Below are 15949 nucleotides of genomic sequence, written 5' to 3' on the forward strand. Positions count from 1 at the left end.
ATCAGGCGTCTTGCATCAGACGTTCTACGGCGTCGACGACATCCTGCACCGTACGCACGGCTTTAAACTCTTCCGGTTTGATCTTGATGCCCGTTTTCTTCTGCAGATGCACGATCATGTCGACGGCATCAATGCTGTCCAGCTCGAGATCTTCGTACAGGCGTGCCTCGGGGGTAATGTCTTCCGGGGCGAGTTCAAAAAGTTTGCACAGAAGCGCAGAGACTTCCTGGTAGATAGCGTGTTGTTCTGTCATATCGGACTCGTTATCAGGCGCGTTGTGAGTGAATAAAAGCGGCCAGGGTTGCCACGGAGTAGAAGTGCTGACGCATCTCTTCACTCTCTGCGGACAGGACGATGCCGTACTGATTTTTCACCGCCAGACCAAGCTCTAATGCGTCGATAGAGTCCAGACCTAATCCATCCCCGAACAGCGCAGCATCGGCATCGATGTCGTCCGCGGTCAGTTCGTCCAGATTTAAGGTTTCAATAATAAGATTTTTAATTTCAAGATAAAGCGCTTGCATCATTAAGTCCTGAAAAAGGAGTTTCAACTAATTGTAATTGCTCTAAAAGATGCCGGTTAAGCTGCCTTGCCGCCAGCGCCGGTTCTTGTGTTTTAGCATCATAATAATCGGTAATGCGTACCCGTTCACCCACCGTGACGGTAAATAGCGGTTTGGCGGGCGGCACGTTATACCATTTGCTCTGTTTATCGAGCAGGTGTTCACTGCAGCGAATCGCTACAATGCGCAGGTCGCTCTCACAGCGCACGGCGATATTGGCCGCGCCGCGCTGAAGCGACATTTTTTCTCCCGGACGGGTACGTGTGCCCTCCGGAAAAATCAGGATAGTGTCACCTTGCGCCAGTCGTTGCTGGCTTTGCGGCAACAGGGCATCGGCCTGGCTGTTGACCAGGTAATCTGCGGCGCGGATAACGCCACTCATGAAGGGGTTCTTCAGCAGGGCACTCTTAACCAGACAGTCAGTTTCCGGCATCACGGACGCAATCAGCACGTAATCAATCAGCGTGGGATGATTCGCCACCACCAGACATCCTCGCTCCTGACGCAAAATTTCAGCGCCCTCGATGCGGTAATCCAGCGCGCCGGTCAGTTTGGCGACCCGCAGGAAGAGGCGGAAGCTGAAAGAGATGCTGCACCGGGCGATGCGTCGACGGCGGTTATTATTACGCACCGTGAGTAACAGAAGGTTAAACCAGACCAGCGACAGCAGCAACCCGCCCACGCCAAACAGCGCGAAACACATTCCGGTCATCAGCAGACGCCAGAACTGATTGAGACGGGTGGCCAGGCTCATTGCGTGCGGCTCCAGCGCCACTGCAGGTTATCGCCCGCAAGGGTAAAGTCCGGGGTATCACTAAGAACGTGCTGTAAAAATTGCAGGCTCTGCGGCAACGATGTTTCTGCGCTTTCGTCTGCCGGCGTTGAGGTGCACTGCAGCGCCTCTCCGGCTTCAAACACCAGCGCGACGGCGTAGGCCCAGGTGGGCATTTGCGGCGGCAGACCCGGATGATAAAACTCCGGCAAACTGCCGTCAAAATCGACCATCAGCACACGCTTATAGCCCGCCTGCAGCAGGCAGATAACTTCACATAACCCCTGCTGGAAGGTGTCACGTCCGGCAGACAACGATGAAGAGACCACCGGTTGTTTTGCCGCGATGGTCAGGTTACCGACGGCGGAGTTGTGTACCGACATCGCGAAGTCGGTGGGTGAGACCGCCTGTTCGGTCGCCAGCGCCTGCAGGATGCGGTAGTTGCGCTCCAGTTCGCCGTGGCGGCTGGTGTAGAGCACGGCGTCGATGGCATGCTGGCGCAGCATGGCCAGCCCGCACTCAACGGCGAGTTTGCTGCCCGAGTTAAGACGTCGGGCGGTCATCATTGGCAATTCGGTCAGTTTTGCCTGCGCGGCGCTGGGATCGATGGCAAAGGGCTGCCGTGACCATTGCTGCCACTGTGACGTTTCACTCAGTCCAGGCGCTCGTGCCTGCCAGTCGATAAGGTTTAATGCAAATTTCATCAACGTGTGTCCGTTGGATATTAAAACTTCTCGCATATCAATAAAGTATGCCCAACGCCGAGATTATCGAGGCGTTGTTCCACCCGGAAACCTGCCATTTCCAGATAGCGGTAAAACTTTTCAATGCTGTAAAAACGGCTATTGCCATTGGCCATACAGGTGAAATAGAGCGACGAGGCGTTCAGGCTGAACGAAGCCGCTTCAAATTTCTGCGCATCCCAGAACAGTTCCATGATGCACAGCCGGGCACCGGGTTTCATCACCGCAGCAATGCGTGTCAGCATGGCGACAATCTGCTCGGGTGAAAAACAGTCGAGGAACTGGCTCATCCACCAGATATCGGCTTCGCCGGGTAGCGGCGCATCGCTTAGCATATCCGCCGCATGGAAGCTGATGCGATGAGATAATCCTGCATTTTCGACATTCTGGCGGGCCAGCGCAATTTGTTGTGGCAAATCAAAGATCGTTATCGCGACATTTTCATCGAATTTGCAGCAACGCAGCGCCCATTTACCGGTATTTCCGCCGACATCGTACAGGACTCCGGGCAAGCTTGCGAAAATATGCGGCAGTGCGGCGTTAAAGGCGGCGTCAGAATAGTAGTGATCGAAGGCAAACCAGCTCTCCCGCGCCGGGGACGGCAGCTGCGACAGTACGGGATAAATGGTCTCGGCGTCGCTGAAGACTTTCAGCCCGGCAGGCTTCGCTGCCTTTAACGCATCGTCGAGGAAATAAAGCCCCTGGTAACACACGTCCTGGGTGAAATCCATGTTCACGCGGGTCATCGCGTCGTGGAGCAGAAAATGCCCCACCTTCGACAGACAGTAGCGCTCATCTTTACAGGTGACGATGCGACCGCTGAGCCCCATGTCGAGCAGAACACTCACGGCATACTCATTGAGCGCGCCGTGAGCAACGATCTCGTCGAGCGTTGCTCCTTGTTTTCCCTGCTTATCAAGATAGGCCAGCACGCCCGCGTTACGCAGGCTGAGTGCGGTTTGAAAGAGCATAGGGGCAAATGCAATACGCTGAGCTTCGGTGATGGCATCAAGCGCGCTGAGGGAGTCCTTTTCGTACATGCGTGGGCGACCTGTCCTGGGCAAAAAAGAGTTATCGGGCCAAAACTGGCCCGACTTTAGCGCGATTTATTGTGCCGCGCCGGAGGCCAGATTGATCTGGATGTCTTTATCGAGGTTACGTACCCAACGGTTGTAGTTTTTGTGAATTTTACCGCCGGAAGCCAGCAGATTGAGGCTGCTGTCGTATTTGATGCTGTAGCCAGTAGCTGAGTAAGTGATGCGAACTTCAGCAACGTGGTCGCGGTTCTGCTGACGCGCTTTAATCACGCCCGGGCCCGCGTCGTTCATGATCCACTGGCGCTGTGCGCCCGCTTTCAGAATGGCATTTTTAACCTGTGCTTCGGTATGACCGGCGCTCACGGTTGATTGCACGTTATCAATTGGTGCAGTACGCGCACAGCCAGCCAGCGCACCCACAACCGCAAAGGCGGCTAACCACTTCATCCACTTTTTCATAAACACTCCATTTCACAAGAGAAAGACAAAGACTGCAGATCCCATCAGGTTGATGCAAATAAAAACACACACAACTTTACACATTGTTGCAGGTACGGCGCAGTTCAATCCGTCGAATTTGAGGACTTTCTGACCGTATTTTCAGAAGGGGGATCTGAGGGGCTATATAAGTAGCCTAATAACGCTTTTTCGGATAGCCGCGTGAATTGGTGGGGCAGGCAAAAAAAAAGCCGGTCATGGCAGACCGGCTTCAGAGGATTAGTGATCGAGGTACAGATAGCTTTCCCAGCTCTTCATGCGGATCAATATTTTTCGGATGATCGACACGTGTTTAAAGTGGTCAGAATAGATGGCGATGTGCACCTCTGTACCCTGCGGCAGCTTGTAGTTTTTCAGGCGTTCGTCGGTGGCGTTCACTTTGACCATCACTCGCCCTTGCTGGCTCAGCGTGTTGGTAGTTAACAGCGTGCCCTGGCCCTGGAACTGGCTTTCACCAATGGCAGGCAGCACTTCGACCACCTCACCGCTGAAGACCGTACCCGGAATTCCCGGGAACAGCAGTTCGGCTTTGTAACCTTCGCTCAGACGCTGCATTGAGTTCTGGCGGAAGGCCGCAACGAAGGTCAGCTCGGTGTTATCGTCGGTCGGTACAAACGTCATCAGCGGCAGCAGACCGAGCGCCGTTGACATTGTACCAGGACGCAGACCAACCATGCTGACGTAGCCCGCAGAGGGGGCACGAATGACGGTATTTTCCAGATCAAATTCGGCTTTGCGCAACTGAGCCAACAGTGATGCGACTTTGGTGTTCTGCCCATTCACAACGGAATCGAGGCTGTTTTGCGCATAGGCGACGTTCGCCCGGGCGGCAACGACGGTAGCTTCCGCAGCTTTATAGGTCTGACGGCGGGTATCGACCATTTGATCGGAGAACGCGCCTTTTGCGTGCCCTTCGTTATAACGGGCATATTCACGCTGGGCCTGATCGCGCTCGGCGATGGCTTTATTGAGCTGGGCTTTGGCTTCACTCAGGCCGGAATCAAGCGACAACGCATCCTGGCTGGCGGCTTTGACCTGCGCACGCAGATCGTCAACGCGCGCCTGGAACGGCGTCGGGTCGAGGGTAAACAGCACGTCGCCTTTTTTCAGCATCACGTTGGCTTTGACCGGCACTTCCATCACCCGACCGCGAACCTGAGACACAATCGGAATGGTACGGTAGGCTTGTTTACCAATATCGCTGTACGGGAAGTTGTAGTTCATCAGCAGGATTAATGACCCCACCAATACGACACCGCCGAGTACCGCAGTTGGCACCGTCCATTTATTTAATGGAATTTTGAAAATTTTAAATGCAGCAATGCACAGAGCGGCATAGGTCAGCAGTAATAAAGCATCCATTACTTATTACCCTCAGCGGTAGTTTTTTTATCCAGCTTCTCTTTTAATTGTCCGAGTTCTTGAGTCAGTACCAGAACCTGATTATGCAGAACCACCATCTGCTGACTAATATCCCGGTGCTCATCGGTCAGATGTTTTAGTCCCCAACCGCGATCTTCACGCCAGAGGGTGGCCCAGATCCACAGGAAAGGCCACAAGGCGTGCAGGGTGAAGAGGCTAACCCAGCCCGCGTAATGAATAGCATCCTGATGGGGGTGGTTGCGTTTTTTTGACAGCTCATACGGAATATCGTGGATAGCGATGATACCGTAAAACAGGATCAGGCTTACCGCCACCAGGACGGCTAAAGCCACATAGTCCAGAACCATATTGACTCCAGGGGATAAAAGTAAAAAGGCTCTACCCGAAGGTGAGCCAGAACAATGGGGGCTATTCTAATTAGGTTTTAAAAAACAGGTGAGAAGGATAGTGTAAAATTTAAATTTGTATATTTACGATAAGTTTAAAATTAAATATTAAAGCGATTGAAATAATCTCTCGTGCTTTTTCATGAGTTGTGTAATTAATGTTCATACCTTCGGTTGAAGGTTATTTCCCAGAATAAGTTAAGGCTTAAATAAAGTACTGCCTGGGAGATACTGCAATGGCCTGGCGACCCTTCCTCTATATTATCATCACCCAACATCCCCGGCTCAGCCCACGGCGCGCCCGCCTGCACCTGGTGGCTTAGCGGTTTTTTCACTATCGATTACTGGTTTTTTTCTAAAAACGATTTGGAATGAACCAGACGTTTTTATTCCTTTATCAACTCCGCGATGACGGAAATACTGCCTCTCATAACAAAATGAGGGGCAGTCAATATGGCAAAGACATCGCGTATTACATGGCTTGCGGCGCTGGCGCTGCTGGCATTTCAGGCTCAGGCCGTTAACGTGACCGTGGCATATCAAACGTCAGCTGAACCGGCGAAAGTCGCTCAGGCAGAGAACACCTTTGCGAAAGAGAGCGGGGCGACCGTCGACTGGCGCAAATTCGACAGCGGTGCGAGCGTAGTGCGCGCACTTGCCTCGGGCGATGTGCAGATTGGCAATATCGGATCCAGTCCGCTGGCGGTGGCCGCCAGCCAACAGGTACCCATTGAGGTTTTCCTGCTGGCCTCGCAGCTCGGCAACTCTGAAGCGCTGGTGGTGAAAAAGGGGATTACCAAGCCAGAAGACCTGATTGGAAAACGCATTGCCGTACCGTTTATTTCAACCACGCACTACAGCCTGCTTTCGGCACTCAAGCACTGGGGCATCAAGCCCGGCCAGGTGCAGATCCTCAATTTACAACCACCGGCGATTATTGCGGCCTGGCAACGGGGAGACATTGACGGTGCCTACGTCTGGGCGCCCGCGGTGAACGCGCTGGAGAAAGACGGCACGGTGCTGACCGATTCCTCGACCGTGGCAAGCTGGGGAGCGCCAACGCTCGACGTCTGGGTGGTACGTAAAGACTTTGCGCAAAAATATCCTGAAGTTGTGAAAGCATTTGCCAACAGCGCGATTGCGGCACAGCGCCCCTATATCGACAACCCGGAAGCCTGGCTCGGGCAGCCGCAGAATATACAGAGTCTGGCGCGCCTGAGCGGGGTACCGGAGGCCGACGTGCCGGGGCTGGTGAAAGGTAACACCTATCTCACCCGTGAACAGCAGGTGCAACAGCTCTCCGGACCGGTGAATAAAGCCATCGTCGACACCGCTGAGTTCCTGAAAGCGCAGGGCAAAGTTCCGGCTGTGGCCAGCGATTACAGCCAGTATGTGACCGACCGCTTTGTGAAATAAGGAGGGCATGATGCTGCAGGTTTCTCATTTATCGGCGCGCTACGGCGGTAAAACGGTGCTCGAGGACATTAACCTCAGCGTTGAGCGCGGCGAGCTGCTGGTTGTGCTCGGCCCTTCTGGCAGCGGTAAGACAACGTTGCTAAACCTGATTGCCGGGTTTCAGCCGTACGACTCGGGCAACATTCTGCTGAACGGGCAGAAGGTTAACGGGCCTGCGGCTGAACGTGGCGTGGTGTTCCAGAATGAAGGTCTGCTGCCGTGGCGCAACGTGCAGGACAACGTGGCGTTTGGTCTGCAGCTGGCGGGCGTGGGTCGTGAAGAACGCCGGGCCGTTGCGCAGCAGCTGCTGAAAAAAGTCGGGCTGGAAGGGGCTGAAAAGCGCTTTATCTGGCAGCTTTCCGGCGGCCAACGTCAGCGGGTCGGGATTGCGCGGGCGCTGGCGGCGGATCCACAGCTTTTGTTGCTCGACGAGCCCTTCGGCGCGCTGGATGCTTTTACCCGCGAGCAGATGCAAACCCTGCTGCTGCGCCTGTGGCACGATACCGGCAAACAGGTACTGCTGATCACTCACGATATCGAAGAAGCGGTGTTTATGGCGACCGACCTTGTTCTGCTTTCTCCGGGCCCTGGCCGGGTGGTGGAACGGCTGTCGCTGAATTTTGCCCACCGTTTTATCGCCGGGGAATCCTGCCGCAGCATCAAGTCTGACCCGCAGTTTATCGCAAAGCGGGAATACATCTTAAGCCGGGTCTTTGACGAGCGGGAGGCCTTCTCATGAGCATCGTCATTAATGATAAACCGGCTCGTCGCCGTGCCGCCTGGCGCTGGCCGTTCTCACGTCAGCTGACCCTGAGCGCGGCAACGCTGCTGGTGGTGCTCGCGGTGTGGTGGGCAGTCGCGGCGTTACAGCTGATTAGCCCGTTGTTCCTGCCGCCGCCGGGACAGGTACTGCACAAGCTGGTGACCATCGCTGGCGCACAGGGGTTTATGGATGCAACCCTCTGGCAGCATCTGGCTGCCAGCCTGACGCGGATCCTTATCGCCCTGCTGGCTGCCACGATTATCGGTATCCCGGTAGGGATTGCGATGGGCCTGAGCCCAACGCTGCGCGGGATCCTCGATCCGCTGATTGAACTGTATCGCCCGGTGCCGCCGCTCGCCTATTTACCGCTGATGGTTATCTGGTTTGGTATCGGTGAAACCTCGAAGATCCTACTGATTTACCTCGCGATATTCGCACCGGTGGCCATGTCGGCGCTGGCCGGGGTGAAGAGTACTCAGCAGGTGCGGGTGAGGGCGGCGCAGTCGCTGGGAGCCAGCAGGCTGCAGGTGCTGTGGTTCGTGATTTTGCCCGGCGCGTTACCGGAGATGTTAACCGGGCTGCGTATTGGCCTTGGCGTCGGCTGGTCAACGCTTGTCGCCGCGGAGCTTATCGCCGCCACCCGGGGTTTAGGTTTTATGGTGCAGTCGGCCGGTGAATTTCTGGCGACCGATGTGGTACTGGCCGGGATCGCGGTGATCGCGGCGATCGCCTTCGTTTTAGAACTGGGACTGCGCGCGTTGCAACGCCGCCTGACGCCCTGGCATGGAGAAACACAATGAGTGAACGTCTGACGATAATTCCCCTTGGCCCGTATATTGGCGCGCAGGTTTCAGGCCTGAATCTCAGCCGTCCGCTGAGCGATAACCAGTTCGAGCAGCTCTATCATGCGCTGCTGCGCCATCAGGTGATTTTCCTGCGCGAACAGCCGGTTACCCCCCTGCAGCAGCGGGCTCTGGCGCAGCGCTTTGGCGACCTGCATATTCATCCGGTGTATCCGCATGCCGACGGGGTGGAGGAGATAATCCTGCTCGATACCCATCACGACAATCCACCGGATAACGACAACTGGCACACCGATGTGACCTTTATTGACACGCCGCCTGCTGGCGCCATTCTGGCGGCGAAGGAACTGCCCTCCACCGGTGGCGATACGCTGTGGACCAGCGGAATTGCCGCTTTTGAAGCGCTTTCACCGCCGCTACAGACGCTGTTGAGCGGATTGCAGGCGGAGCATGATTTCAGAAAGTCGTTCCCGGAATATAAGCACCTTAGAAGCGAAGGCGAGCATCAGCGCTGGCGTGAAGCGGTGGCTAAGCATCCGCCGCTGCTGCACCCGGTGGTGCGTACCCATCCGGTCAGCGGCAAGCAGGCGCTGTTCGTCAACGAAGGTTTTACGACCCGCATTGGCGGACTGACGGCAAAAGAGAGCGATGCGCTGCTGAACTTTCTCTTCGCCCACGTCACCAAACCGGAGTTTCAGGTGCGCTGGCGCTGGCAGCCGAACGACCTGGCCATCTGGGATAATCGGGTGACGCAGCATTACGCCAACGCCGATTATCTGCCGCAGCGGCGCATTATGCACCGGGCGACCATTCTGGGGGATAAGCCGTTTTATCGGGGTTAGAGATGGGCGCCGATATAACGCTGGTAGCGGTTGGCCTTAAGTCGGGTGAGGTCAACCATGACCAGGCCATCCACGCAGTCATTGAAATCCGGGTCGCTGCCAAAATCCATAAACTGTACGCCGCCTGGCTCGCAAAGCTCTGAATACTGCTTGTACAGCGGCGGAATACCGCAGCCAAGGTTGCCGAGCAGGGATTTAAGCCGGGTCAGATCTTCGTTGTAATCCTCACCGGTAAACTGCCCCAGCGCCTCGGTCAGATTGGTGGGGTAGGGACGGCGTGAGACCGCAAGCTGGCAGGTCGCCGGGAACCACTGACGGTAAAACGCTACCAGCAGATCGCGCGCTGCGGGCGGCATACCGCCTGAAATTGAGACCGGGCCAAACAGATAGCGATACTGCGGATAGCGCGCCAGATAAGCGCCGATGCCGAACCACAGATAATCCAGACCGCGGCGGCCCCAGTAGCGCGGCTGAATAAAGCTGCGCCCAAGCTCGATCCCCTCCTGCAAAATGCCGTCCATCGAGGCGTCGTAGTGGAACAGGCTGTGGCTGTAGAGATCTTCTACGCGTTGTTTTTGTTGCAGCATGGCACCTGGCATAAAGCGGTAAGCGCCGACAATCTCGAGATCGTCATCATCCCAGAGGATCAGGTGCAGGTAGCTGTCGTCGTAGCTGTCGACATCGCGACGCTTGCCGCTGCCTTCGCCCACGGCGCGAAACGCAATCTCGCGCAGTCGTCCCAGTTCGCGCAGCAGCGGTGCTTCTTCCTGGCCGTTTCGCTGCCACAGGTAGATCCGTTTACCGTCGGCGGTACTGCCCAGGCATTCCGCCTGCGCCAGTTCGCGGCGCAGTACGGTGCGGTCTTCCGGGCGGGCGATGGCGCTTTCGGTTTTGAATTTCCCTGCAAGACCTTTACCCAGCAGCGCGACGTGCTGGCGGCATTTTTTGGCGAGCTCGCGCGATGGCGTTTGCGTGTTGTACCAGCTTTCCCAGGGAATACGCTGGCCCACGGTCACCGGCAGGCTCGAGTTGCGGCGGCGGAACATCTGCTGCACCAGTAACAATAACGGCAGCGTTGAAGAAATCAGCGTGCTGGCATAGAACAGGGCGCTGTTGCGGGCGTGAATAAACACCGGCAACAGCGGGGTGCGGTATTTTGCCGCAAGCTTGATAAAACCGGAGTGCCAGTAGCTGTCGCTGATACCCCGACGCGTCAGGCGTGAGACTTCACCTGCCGGGAAGAAAATCAGCACGCCGCCCTGCTGGAGCTGCTGTTCCATCAACGTAAAGGCGCTCTTGCGCGTGCGGCCGTTGATGTTATCGACCGGAATAAACAGTGAGCTTAGCGGCTCAAGGTGGCTCAGCATTCGGTTGGTGACGACTTTCACATCGCGGCGCACGCGGGAGACGGCATACAGCAGCGCCAGCCCGTCGAGGGTACCGGTAGGGTGGTTAGCGATGATGACCAGAGGGCCGCTTTCGGGGATGTTTTCCAGGGATTTTGGCGGGATTTCACAGCGTATTTGCAGATGTTCGAGGACTTGTTCCACCATATCCAGCCCTTTGAGGTGCCGGTGGCGGTCGGCAAACTGCTGAAACTCTTCCTCGTGAAGCAGTTTTCGCAGCAGGCTTTTTTGCCAGGGGGCCGGTTTTGCCTGCGGCCAGAGATCTTCAAGTACGTTGTCGAGACTAAACATGGCGGTTCCTCCTCCCGGTCCTGAGCAGACAGTAGAAGGCCAGCGTGACGTTTTTGTGGCAAGGGGATGAAGATTCGGGGTCAGGCCCGGCGGTGTGTCACCGGGCCGGAGGATTAACGCAGGATTTTCTTCAAAGCCAGATCGAGGGCGAAATAGCTGAAGATGAGGTCGGCACCGGCGCGCTTAATGGCCCCCAGGCTTTCCAGCACGACTTTCTCCTCATCAATGGCGCCTGCCATAGCGGCAAACTTGATCATCGCGTATTCGCCGCTGACCTGATAAGCGCCAATCGGCAGCTCGGTGCGCTCGCGGATATCACGCAGGATATCGAGATACGCGCCCGCGGGTTTCACCATCAGGCAATCCGCCCCCTGAGCTTCGTCGAGCAGGGATTCGCGAATTGCTTCGCGGCGGTTCAACGGGTTCATCTGATAGGTTTTACGATCGCCTTTCAGCGCAGTACCCGCCGCTTCACGGAACGGGCCGTAGAAAGAGGAAGCAAATTTCGTCGAGTAGGACATGATGGCGGTATCGGTGAAACCGGCGGCATCCAGCGCCTCGCGAATGGCCTGCACCTGACCGTCCATCGCAGCAGAAGGCGCGATGAAATCGGCACCGGCGGCGGCGGCAACGACCGCCTGCTTGCCGAGGTTGGCGAGAGTCTGGTCGTTATCCACTCCGTGATCGCACAGTACGCCACAGTGACCGTGGGAGGTGTACTCGCAGAAGCAGGTATCGGACATGACGATCATTTCCGGCACGGTTTGCTTGGCGATACGCGACATCCGCGCCACCAGGCCATCTTCTTTCCAGGCATCGCTGCCGGTTGCATCGGTGTGGTGAGAGATACCGAAGGTCATGATCGAGCGGATCCCGGCATTGGCAATACGCTCAATTTCACGCGCCAGATGCTTCTCCGGAATGCGCATCACGCCCGGCATAGCCTCAATGGGCTTGTAGTCGTCAATTTCTTCTTCAACAAAGATCGGCAACACCAGATCGTTTAAGGTCAGTGTTGTCTCTTCAAACATAGCGCGCAGCGCAGCAGATTTGCGCAGGCGACGAGGGCGATTAATTAGCACAGTCATGGTTTGCCTGATGTTTGTGGAACATTGACGCTAGTCTACTCCATTTGTGCGACGAATGTTTATCAAAGTGGGGCGTTTTCTGAACGTGGGTGACGGCCGAAACATCGCGTGAATTATTATTTATAAGGATGAGGTTTTATTATTCATTACATTGTTGAATGTATTTTATATTGTATTGGAACTACGTGGTTATATATTTGGTAGTGATATTTTCATTTTAATTTGTTGAATTTTAAATTGAATGAGGCGCTGGCTGATTATGTTCTTTTTTCAGTATTCGTCCGGATTCAAACTTATGCTAAAGATTTATTGAACTGTTTTGTAACCGGAACGCATAATTCCCTCCGCAATAAAATATTAATTGATGGACCAACTTATAATAAGTCCCTGAGGAGGGATGACTAATGCACTCCTGGAAAAAGAAACTAGCGGTATCTCAATTAGCAATGGCCTGTGCGCTGGCAATCGCTTCTCAGGCAAATGCGAGCACGGATATCTCCGGTACTGACTACACGACTTTTGTTCACTACAATGATGCCAGCTACGCTGATGGTGTCTACTATGACGGTTATGTTGGCTGGAATAACTACGCGACCGATAGTATTTATAATGGTGATATTTACCCCGTTATTAATAATTCTGTGGTGAATGGCGTTATCTCAACCTATTATCTTGATGACGGTCTTTCTACAAATAGTAATGCTAACAGTCTGAGTATCAGCAATAGCACCATTCACGGAATGATTACGTCACAATGTATGACCACTGACTGCACCAACCGCAGCGGTACGGATTATTATTACGACCGTCTGGCGCTGACGGTTGATAATTCCACGATCGACGATAATTACGAACACTATACCTATAACGGTACCTGGAATGATGCACCGGATACCCACGTTGTTGATGTTTATAATCTCGGTACCGCGATTACCCTGGATCAGGAAGTTGACCTGAATATCCAGAATAACTCGCACGTGGCAGGGATTACGCTAACCCAGGGCTATGAGTGGCAGGATGTTGACGATAATACCGTTAGCACCGGCGTGAATAGCGGTGAAGTGTTTAATAACACCATTACCGTCAGTGACTCGGTAGTGACGTCGGGCTCCTGGTCCGATGAAGGGACCGAAGGCTGGTTCGGACGTTCCGACAGCGCCAGTGACTACGATGGCAAATCCTGGACCGCTGACGACGTCGCGCTGGCGGCGATCGCTGACCCGAATGCGGATAACGCGATGCAAACCACCGCGCTCTTCAGCAATTCGACCCTGACCGGCGACGTGGTGTTCTCGAGCAACTTCGACGAAAACTTCTTCCCGAACGGTGCCGACAGCTATCGCGACACCGACGGCGATAATGACACCAACGGCTGGGACGGCACCGATCGTCTGGATCTGACGCTGGATAACGCAAGCAAGTGGGTCGGCGCGGCGGTCTCCGTCCATCAGGTCGACAGTGACGGAGACGGTGTCTATGACAGCTTCGCCGCCGGAACTGAAGCCACCGCAACGCTGTACGATATCTCCGCCAACAGCCTGTGGCCAACCTCGACCTATGGTGTTGATAACGATAACACCGCGTGGAGCGAAGGCAGCCACGTTGTCGGCAATGAGGTGTATCAGAGCGGCCTGTTCAATGTAACGCTGGACCACGGTTCAGAGTGGGATACGCGCAAATCTTCTCTCATCGACACATTAACCGTCAGTAACGCCTCGCAGGTGAACGTTGAAAACTCAACGCTGGTGGCAGACAGCATCACGCTGAACAATGCGTCATCGCTGAATATTGGTGATACCGGCTATGTCGCGACAGACAGCGTTAACCTCAACAGCTACAGCTCCGCCACGTTGACGGAAGAAACCGCCGAGCTCTATGCGAATACCATCACCGTTGACGGTGGCGCTTCGCTCAACCTGGGCCTGGGCCAGATCGATACTGCGCAACTGACCTTGACCAACGGCGGTACGTTTGACGTCGCAAGTCGCGATTATGTGCTGAACGGTAGCATGATCAATGGCCATACCAACGACACGACCCAGAGCAATTATGGCTACGGCGTAGTGGCGCTGAATTCCGATGGTCATCTGGCGGTCAACGGTGATGTTTCCGGTAATTACAAGGTGCGTATTGATAACGCGACCGGCGAAGGCGCGGTGGCTGATTACAACGGCAACGAGCTGATTCGGGTTTATGACGATAACGCAGCGACCACCGCAACCTTCAGCGCGGCGAACCTCGCCGATCTTGGGGCTTACACCTATAAAGCGCAGCAGGAGGGCGACACCGTCGTTCTGCGTCAGGATCGTCTGACGGATTACGCTAACATGGCGCTGAGCATTCTTTCCGCTAACACCAATATCTGGAATCTGCAGCAGGATACGCTAACCAACCGCCTGAACAGCGCTCGTCATGGCTTCGACGATAACGGCGGCGTATGGGTGAGCTACTTCGGCGGTAACTTTGACGGCGATAATGGCACTATCCACTACGATCAGGACGTTAACGGCATTATGGTTGGCCTCGATACTAAAGTTGAGGGCAACAACGCACAGTGGATCGTCGGTGCCGCTGCCGGTCTTGCGAAAGGTGATATGAACGATCGTACCGGTCAGGTCGATCAGGATAGCCAGTCTGCTTATCTGTACTCCTCGGCGCACTTTGCCAACAACGTGTTCTTTGACAGCAACCTGAGCTATTCCCGCTTCAATAACGATTTGTCTGCCAACATGAGCAACGGCGACTATGTGGATGGTAACACCACGACCGATGCGTGGGGCTTTGGTCTGAAACTGGGCTACGACTACAAGTTCGACAATAACGGCTACGTGACGCCCTACGGCAGCATTTCTGGCCTGTTCCAGTCTGGCGACAGCTATCGTCTGAGCAATAATATGCGTGTTAATGGCCAGGATTATGACAGCCTGCGCTATGAGCTTGGTATGGATGCTGGTTATACCTTCAACTTCGGCGATCAGGCGATGACGCCGTACTTCAAGCTGGCGTACGTCTATGACGACTCCAGCAACGATGCCAACATCAACGGTGATTCCATTGATAACGGTGTTGAAGGATCGGCGGTGCGCGTCGGTGTGGGGAGCCAGTTCAGCTTCACCAAAAACTTCAGCGCCTATACCGGTGTGAACTACCTGGGCGGCGGCGATGTTGATCAAGACTGGGCTGCCAATGCTGGCGTGAAGTACACCTGGTAATCTGCCCGTAGCCTTCATCTTTGAATGCCCACCATGACTATGGTGGGCATTTTTATACGGACTGTCGTTTATGCCAAATCAATTAAAACCTCTGCAAGCATTTGAAGTCCTGAACCAACGTTTTCACATCCATGGCACCTCCTTTGACACCCGACGAGGCGAGGCGGTGTTATCCGCGGGGAAGCAGGTCGGTGGGCATACTATTTTTTTACTCCAGGGCTGCGTTTCCCTGACGCGAAAAACCAACAATCTATTGCTTGGCTACGTTCAGGCTCCGTTCGTGACGGGGCTCGCCGCCGGGATAATAGAAAATCAGGAAGAGTACCTGATGGTGACGGAAAGTGTCTGCCGCGGTTATTACCTGCCTGCGGAGGCTGCGGCAAGTCTTCTTGAACAACATCAACTCTGGCGTGAGGCCTTTCAGTGGCTGGCCTGGCAGGTGAGGGTGTTGCAAAAACGCGAGTGCCAGCTGGTAGGGAGTAACAGCTACAACCAAATTCGTGCCACCTTGCTCAGCATGACGGGCTGGGAGGAGTCGCTACGCGCGAGGGTCGGGGTGATGAACTACATTCAGCGCAGCACCCACATTTCACGTTCAGTGATTGCCGAAGTGCTTGCGGCACTACGGGAGGGGGAATATATCCAGATGCACAAAGGCAAGCTGGTTGCGGTCAACCGCTTGCCTTCGGATTATTAACCGCCACGGT

16 protein-coding genes are annotated in these 15949 nt (G+C 55.0%); 6 read left to right on the top strand and 10 right to left on the bottom strand.

Annotation, left to right across the window (positions count from 1 at the left end; all coding sequences use genetic code 11):
• Window position 1: 1 nt before the first annotated feature.
• From GYRE_RS07140 to GYRE_RS07175, 8 genes are all read right to left on the bottom strand, one after another.
• Entirely contained in the window at window positions 2-253 is a 252-nt protein-coding gene (locus tag GYRE_RS07140; RefSeq protein WP_006818699.1) for an acyl carrier protein, read from the bottom strand.
• Between the two features lie 13 nt (window positions 254-266).
• A complete protein-coding gene (locus tag GYRE_RS07145; RefSeq protein WP_023245908.1) occupies window positions 267-524 on the bottom strand; it encodes a phosphopantetheine-binding protein in 258 nt (85 codons plus the stop codon).
• Window positions 505-1317, bottom strand: coding sequence for a lysophospholipid acyltransferase family protein (locus GYRE_RS07150; RefSeq protein WP_038254163.1), 813 nt, complete (start codon window positions 1315-1317; stop codon window positions 505-507). The genes GYRE_RS07145 and GYRE_RS07150 overlap by 20 nt, the downstream gene beginning before the upstream one ends.
• Complete coding sequence (locus GYRE_RS07155) at window positions 1314-2039, bottom strand: beta-ketoacyl synthase chain length factor (protein ID WP_038254168.1); 726 nt, start codon at window positions 2037-2039, stop codon at window positions 1314-1316. The genes GYRE_RS07150 and GYRE_RS07155 overlap by 4 nt, the downstream gene beginning before the upstream one ends.
• A 20-nt stretch (window positions 2040-2059) precedes the next feature.
• Window positions 2060-3118: a methyltransferase gene (locus GYRE_RS07160; protein ID WP_038254170.1), complete on the bottom strand. Its 1059-nt coding sequence runs from the start codon at window positions 3116-3118 to the stop codon at window positions 2060-2062.
• Window positions 3119-3184: 66 nt separating this feature from the next.
• On the bottom strand, window positions 3185-3574 hold the full coding sequence (locus GYRE_RS07165) for a lipoprotein (RefSeq protein WP_006818704.1): 390 nt from the start codon (window positions 3572-3574) through the stop codon (window positions 3185-3187).
• A gap of 258 nt (window positions 3575-3832) precedes the next feature.
• A complete protein-coding gene (locus tag GYRE_RS07170; RefSeq protein WP_006818705.1) occupies window positions 3833-4975 on the bottom strand; it encodes an HlyD family secretion protein in 1143 nt (380 codons plus the stop codon).
• The gene (locus GYRE_RS07175) at window positions 4975-5343 is read right to left on the bottom strand and encodes a DUF3302 domain-containing protein (protein ID WP_006818706.1); all 369 of its coding nucleotides are present in this window, start codon (window positions 5341-5343) and stop codon (window positions 4975-4977) included. Before GYRE_RS07175 ends, GYRE_RS07170 begins: the two co-directional genes overlap by 1 nt.
• A 492-nt stretch (window positions 5344-5835) precedes the next feature.
• Between GYRE_RS07175 and tauA the strand changes: the two genes are divergently transcribed.
• Genes tauA through tauD form a run of 4 tightly spaced genes read left to right on the top strand, consistent with a single transcriptional unit; the run spans window position 5836 to window position 9245 of the window.
• Complete coding sequence (gene tauA / locus GYRE_RS07180; RefSeq protein WP_038254171.1) at window positions 5836-6798, top strand: taurine ABC transporter substrate-binding protein; 963 nt, start codon at window positions 5836-5838, stop codon at window positions 6796-6798.
• Window positions 6799-6808: 10 nt separating this feature from the next.
• Window positions 6809-7576 carry a taurine ABC transporter ATP-binding subunit gene (gene tauB / locus GYRE_RS07185; protein WP_038254172.1) on the top strand — a complete coding sequence of 256 codons (768 nt, stop codon included), beginning with the start codon at window positions 6809-6811 and terminating at the stop codon, window positions 7574-7576.
• A complete protein-coding gene (gene tauC / locus GYRE_RS07190) occupies window positions 7573-8400 on the top strand; it encodes a taurine ABC transporter permease TauC (RefSeq protein ID WP_038254174.1) in 828 nt (275 codons plus the stop codon). Before tauB ends, tauC begins: the two co-directional genes overlap by 4 nt.
• Entirely contained in the window at window positions 8397-9245 is an 849-nt protein-coding gene (gene tauD, locus GYRE_RS07195; protein ID WP_038254175.1) for a taurine dioxygenase, read from the top strand. Before tauC ends, tauD begins: the two co-directional genes overlap by 4 nt.
• On the opposite strand, the gene olsF is transcribed toward tauD, so the two are convergent.
• Both olsF and hemB read right to left on the bottom strand, forming a co-directional pair.
• Window positions 9242-10942 (bottom strand): bifunctional ornithine lipid synthase OlsF, encoded by a 1701-nt coding sequence (gene olsF, locus GYRE_RS07200; RefSeq protein WP_038254177.1) that lies wholly within the window; start codon window positions 10940-10942, stop codon window positions 9242-9244. The two genes, tauD and olsF, sit on opposite strands and share 4 nt — an antisense overlap.
• Window positions 10943-11055: 113 nt before the next feature.
• Complete coding sequence (gene hemB, locus GYRE_RS07205; protein WP_038254178.1) at window positions 11056-12030, bottom strand: porphobilinogen synthase; 975 nt, start codon at window positions 12028-12030, stop codon at window positions 11056-11058.
• A 404-nt stretch (window positions 12031-12434) separates the two neighbouring features.
• Here hemB and GYRE_RS07210 point away from each other — a divergent pair, with 404 nt between their 5' ends.
• Both GYRE_RS07210 and GYRE_RS07215 read left to right on the top strand, forming a co-directional pair.
• On the top strand, window positions 12435-15242 hold the full coding sequence (locus GYRE_RS07210) for an autotransporter outer membrane beta-barrel domain-containing protein (protein ID WP_038254180.1): 2808 nt from the start codon (window positions 12435-12437) through the stop codon (window positions 15240-15242).
• 70 nt (window positions 15243-15312) lie between these two features.
• Window positions 15313-15939 carry a helix-turn-helix domain-containing protein gene (locus tag GYRE_RS07215; RefSeq protein WP_038254182.1) on the top strand — a complete coding sequence of 209 codons (627 nt, stop codon included), beginning with the start codon at window positions 15313-15315 and terminating at the stop codon, window positions 15937-15939.
• Window positions 15940-15949: the final 10 nt, after the last annotated feature.

This window comes from Yokenella regensburgei ATCC 49455, assembly GCF_000735455.1.
Lineage (GTDB): Bacteria > Pseudomonadota > Gammaproteobacteria > Enterobacterales > Enterobacteriaceae > Yokenella > Yokenella regensburgei.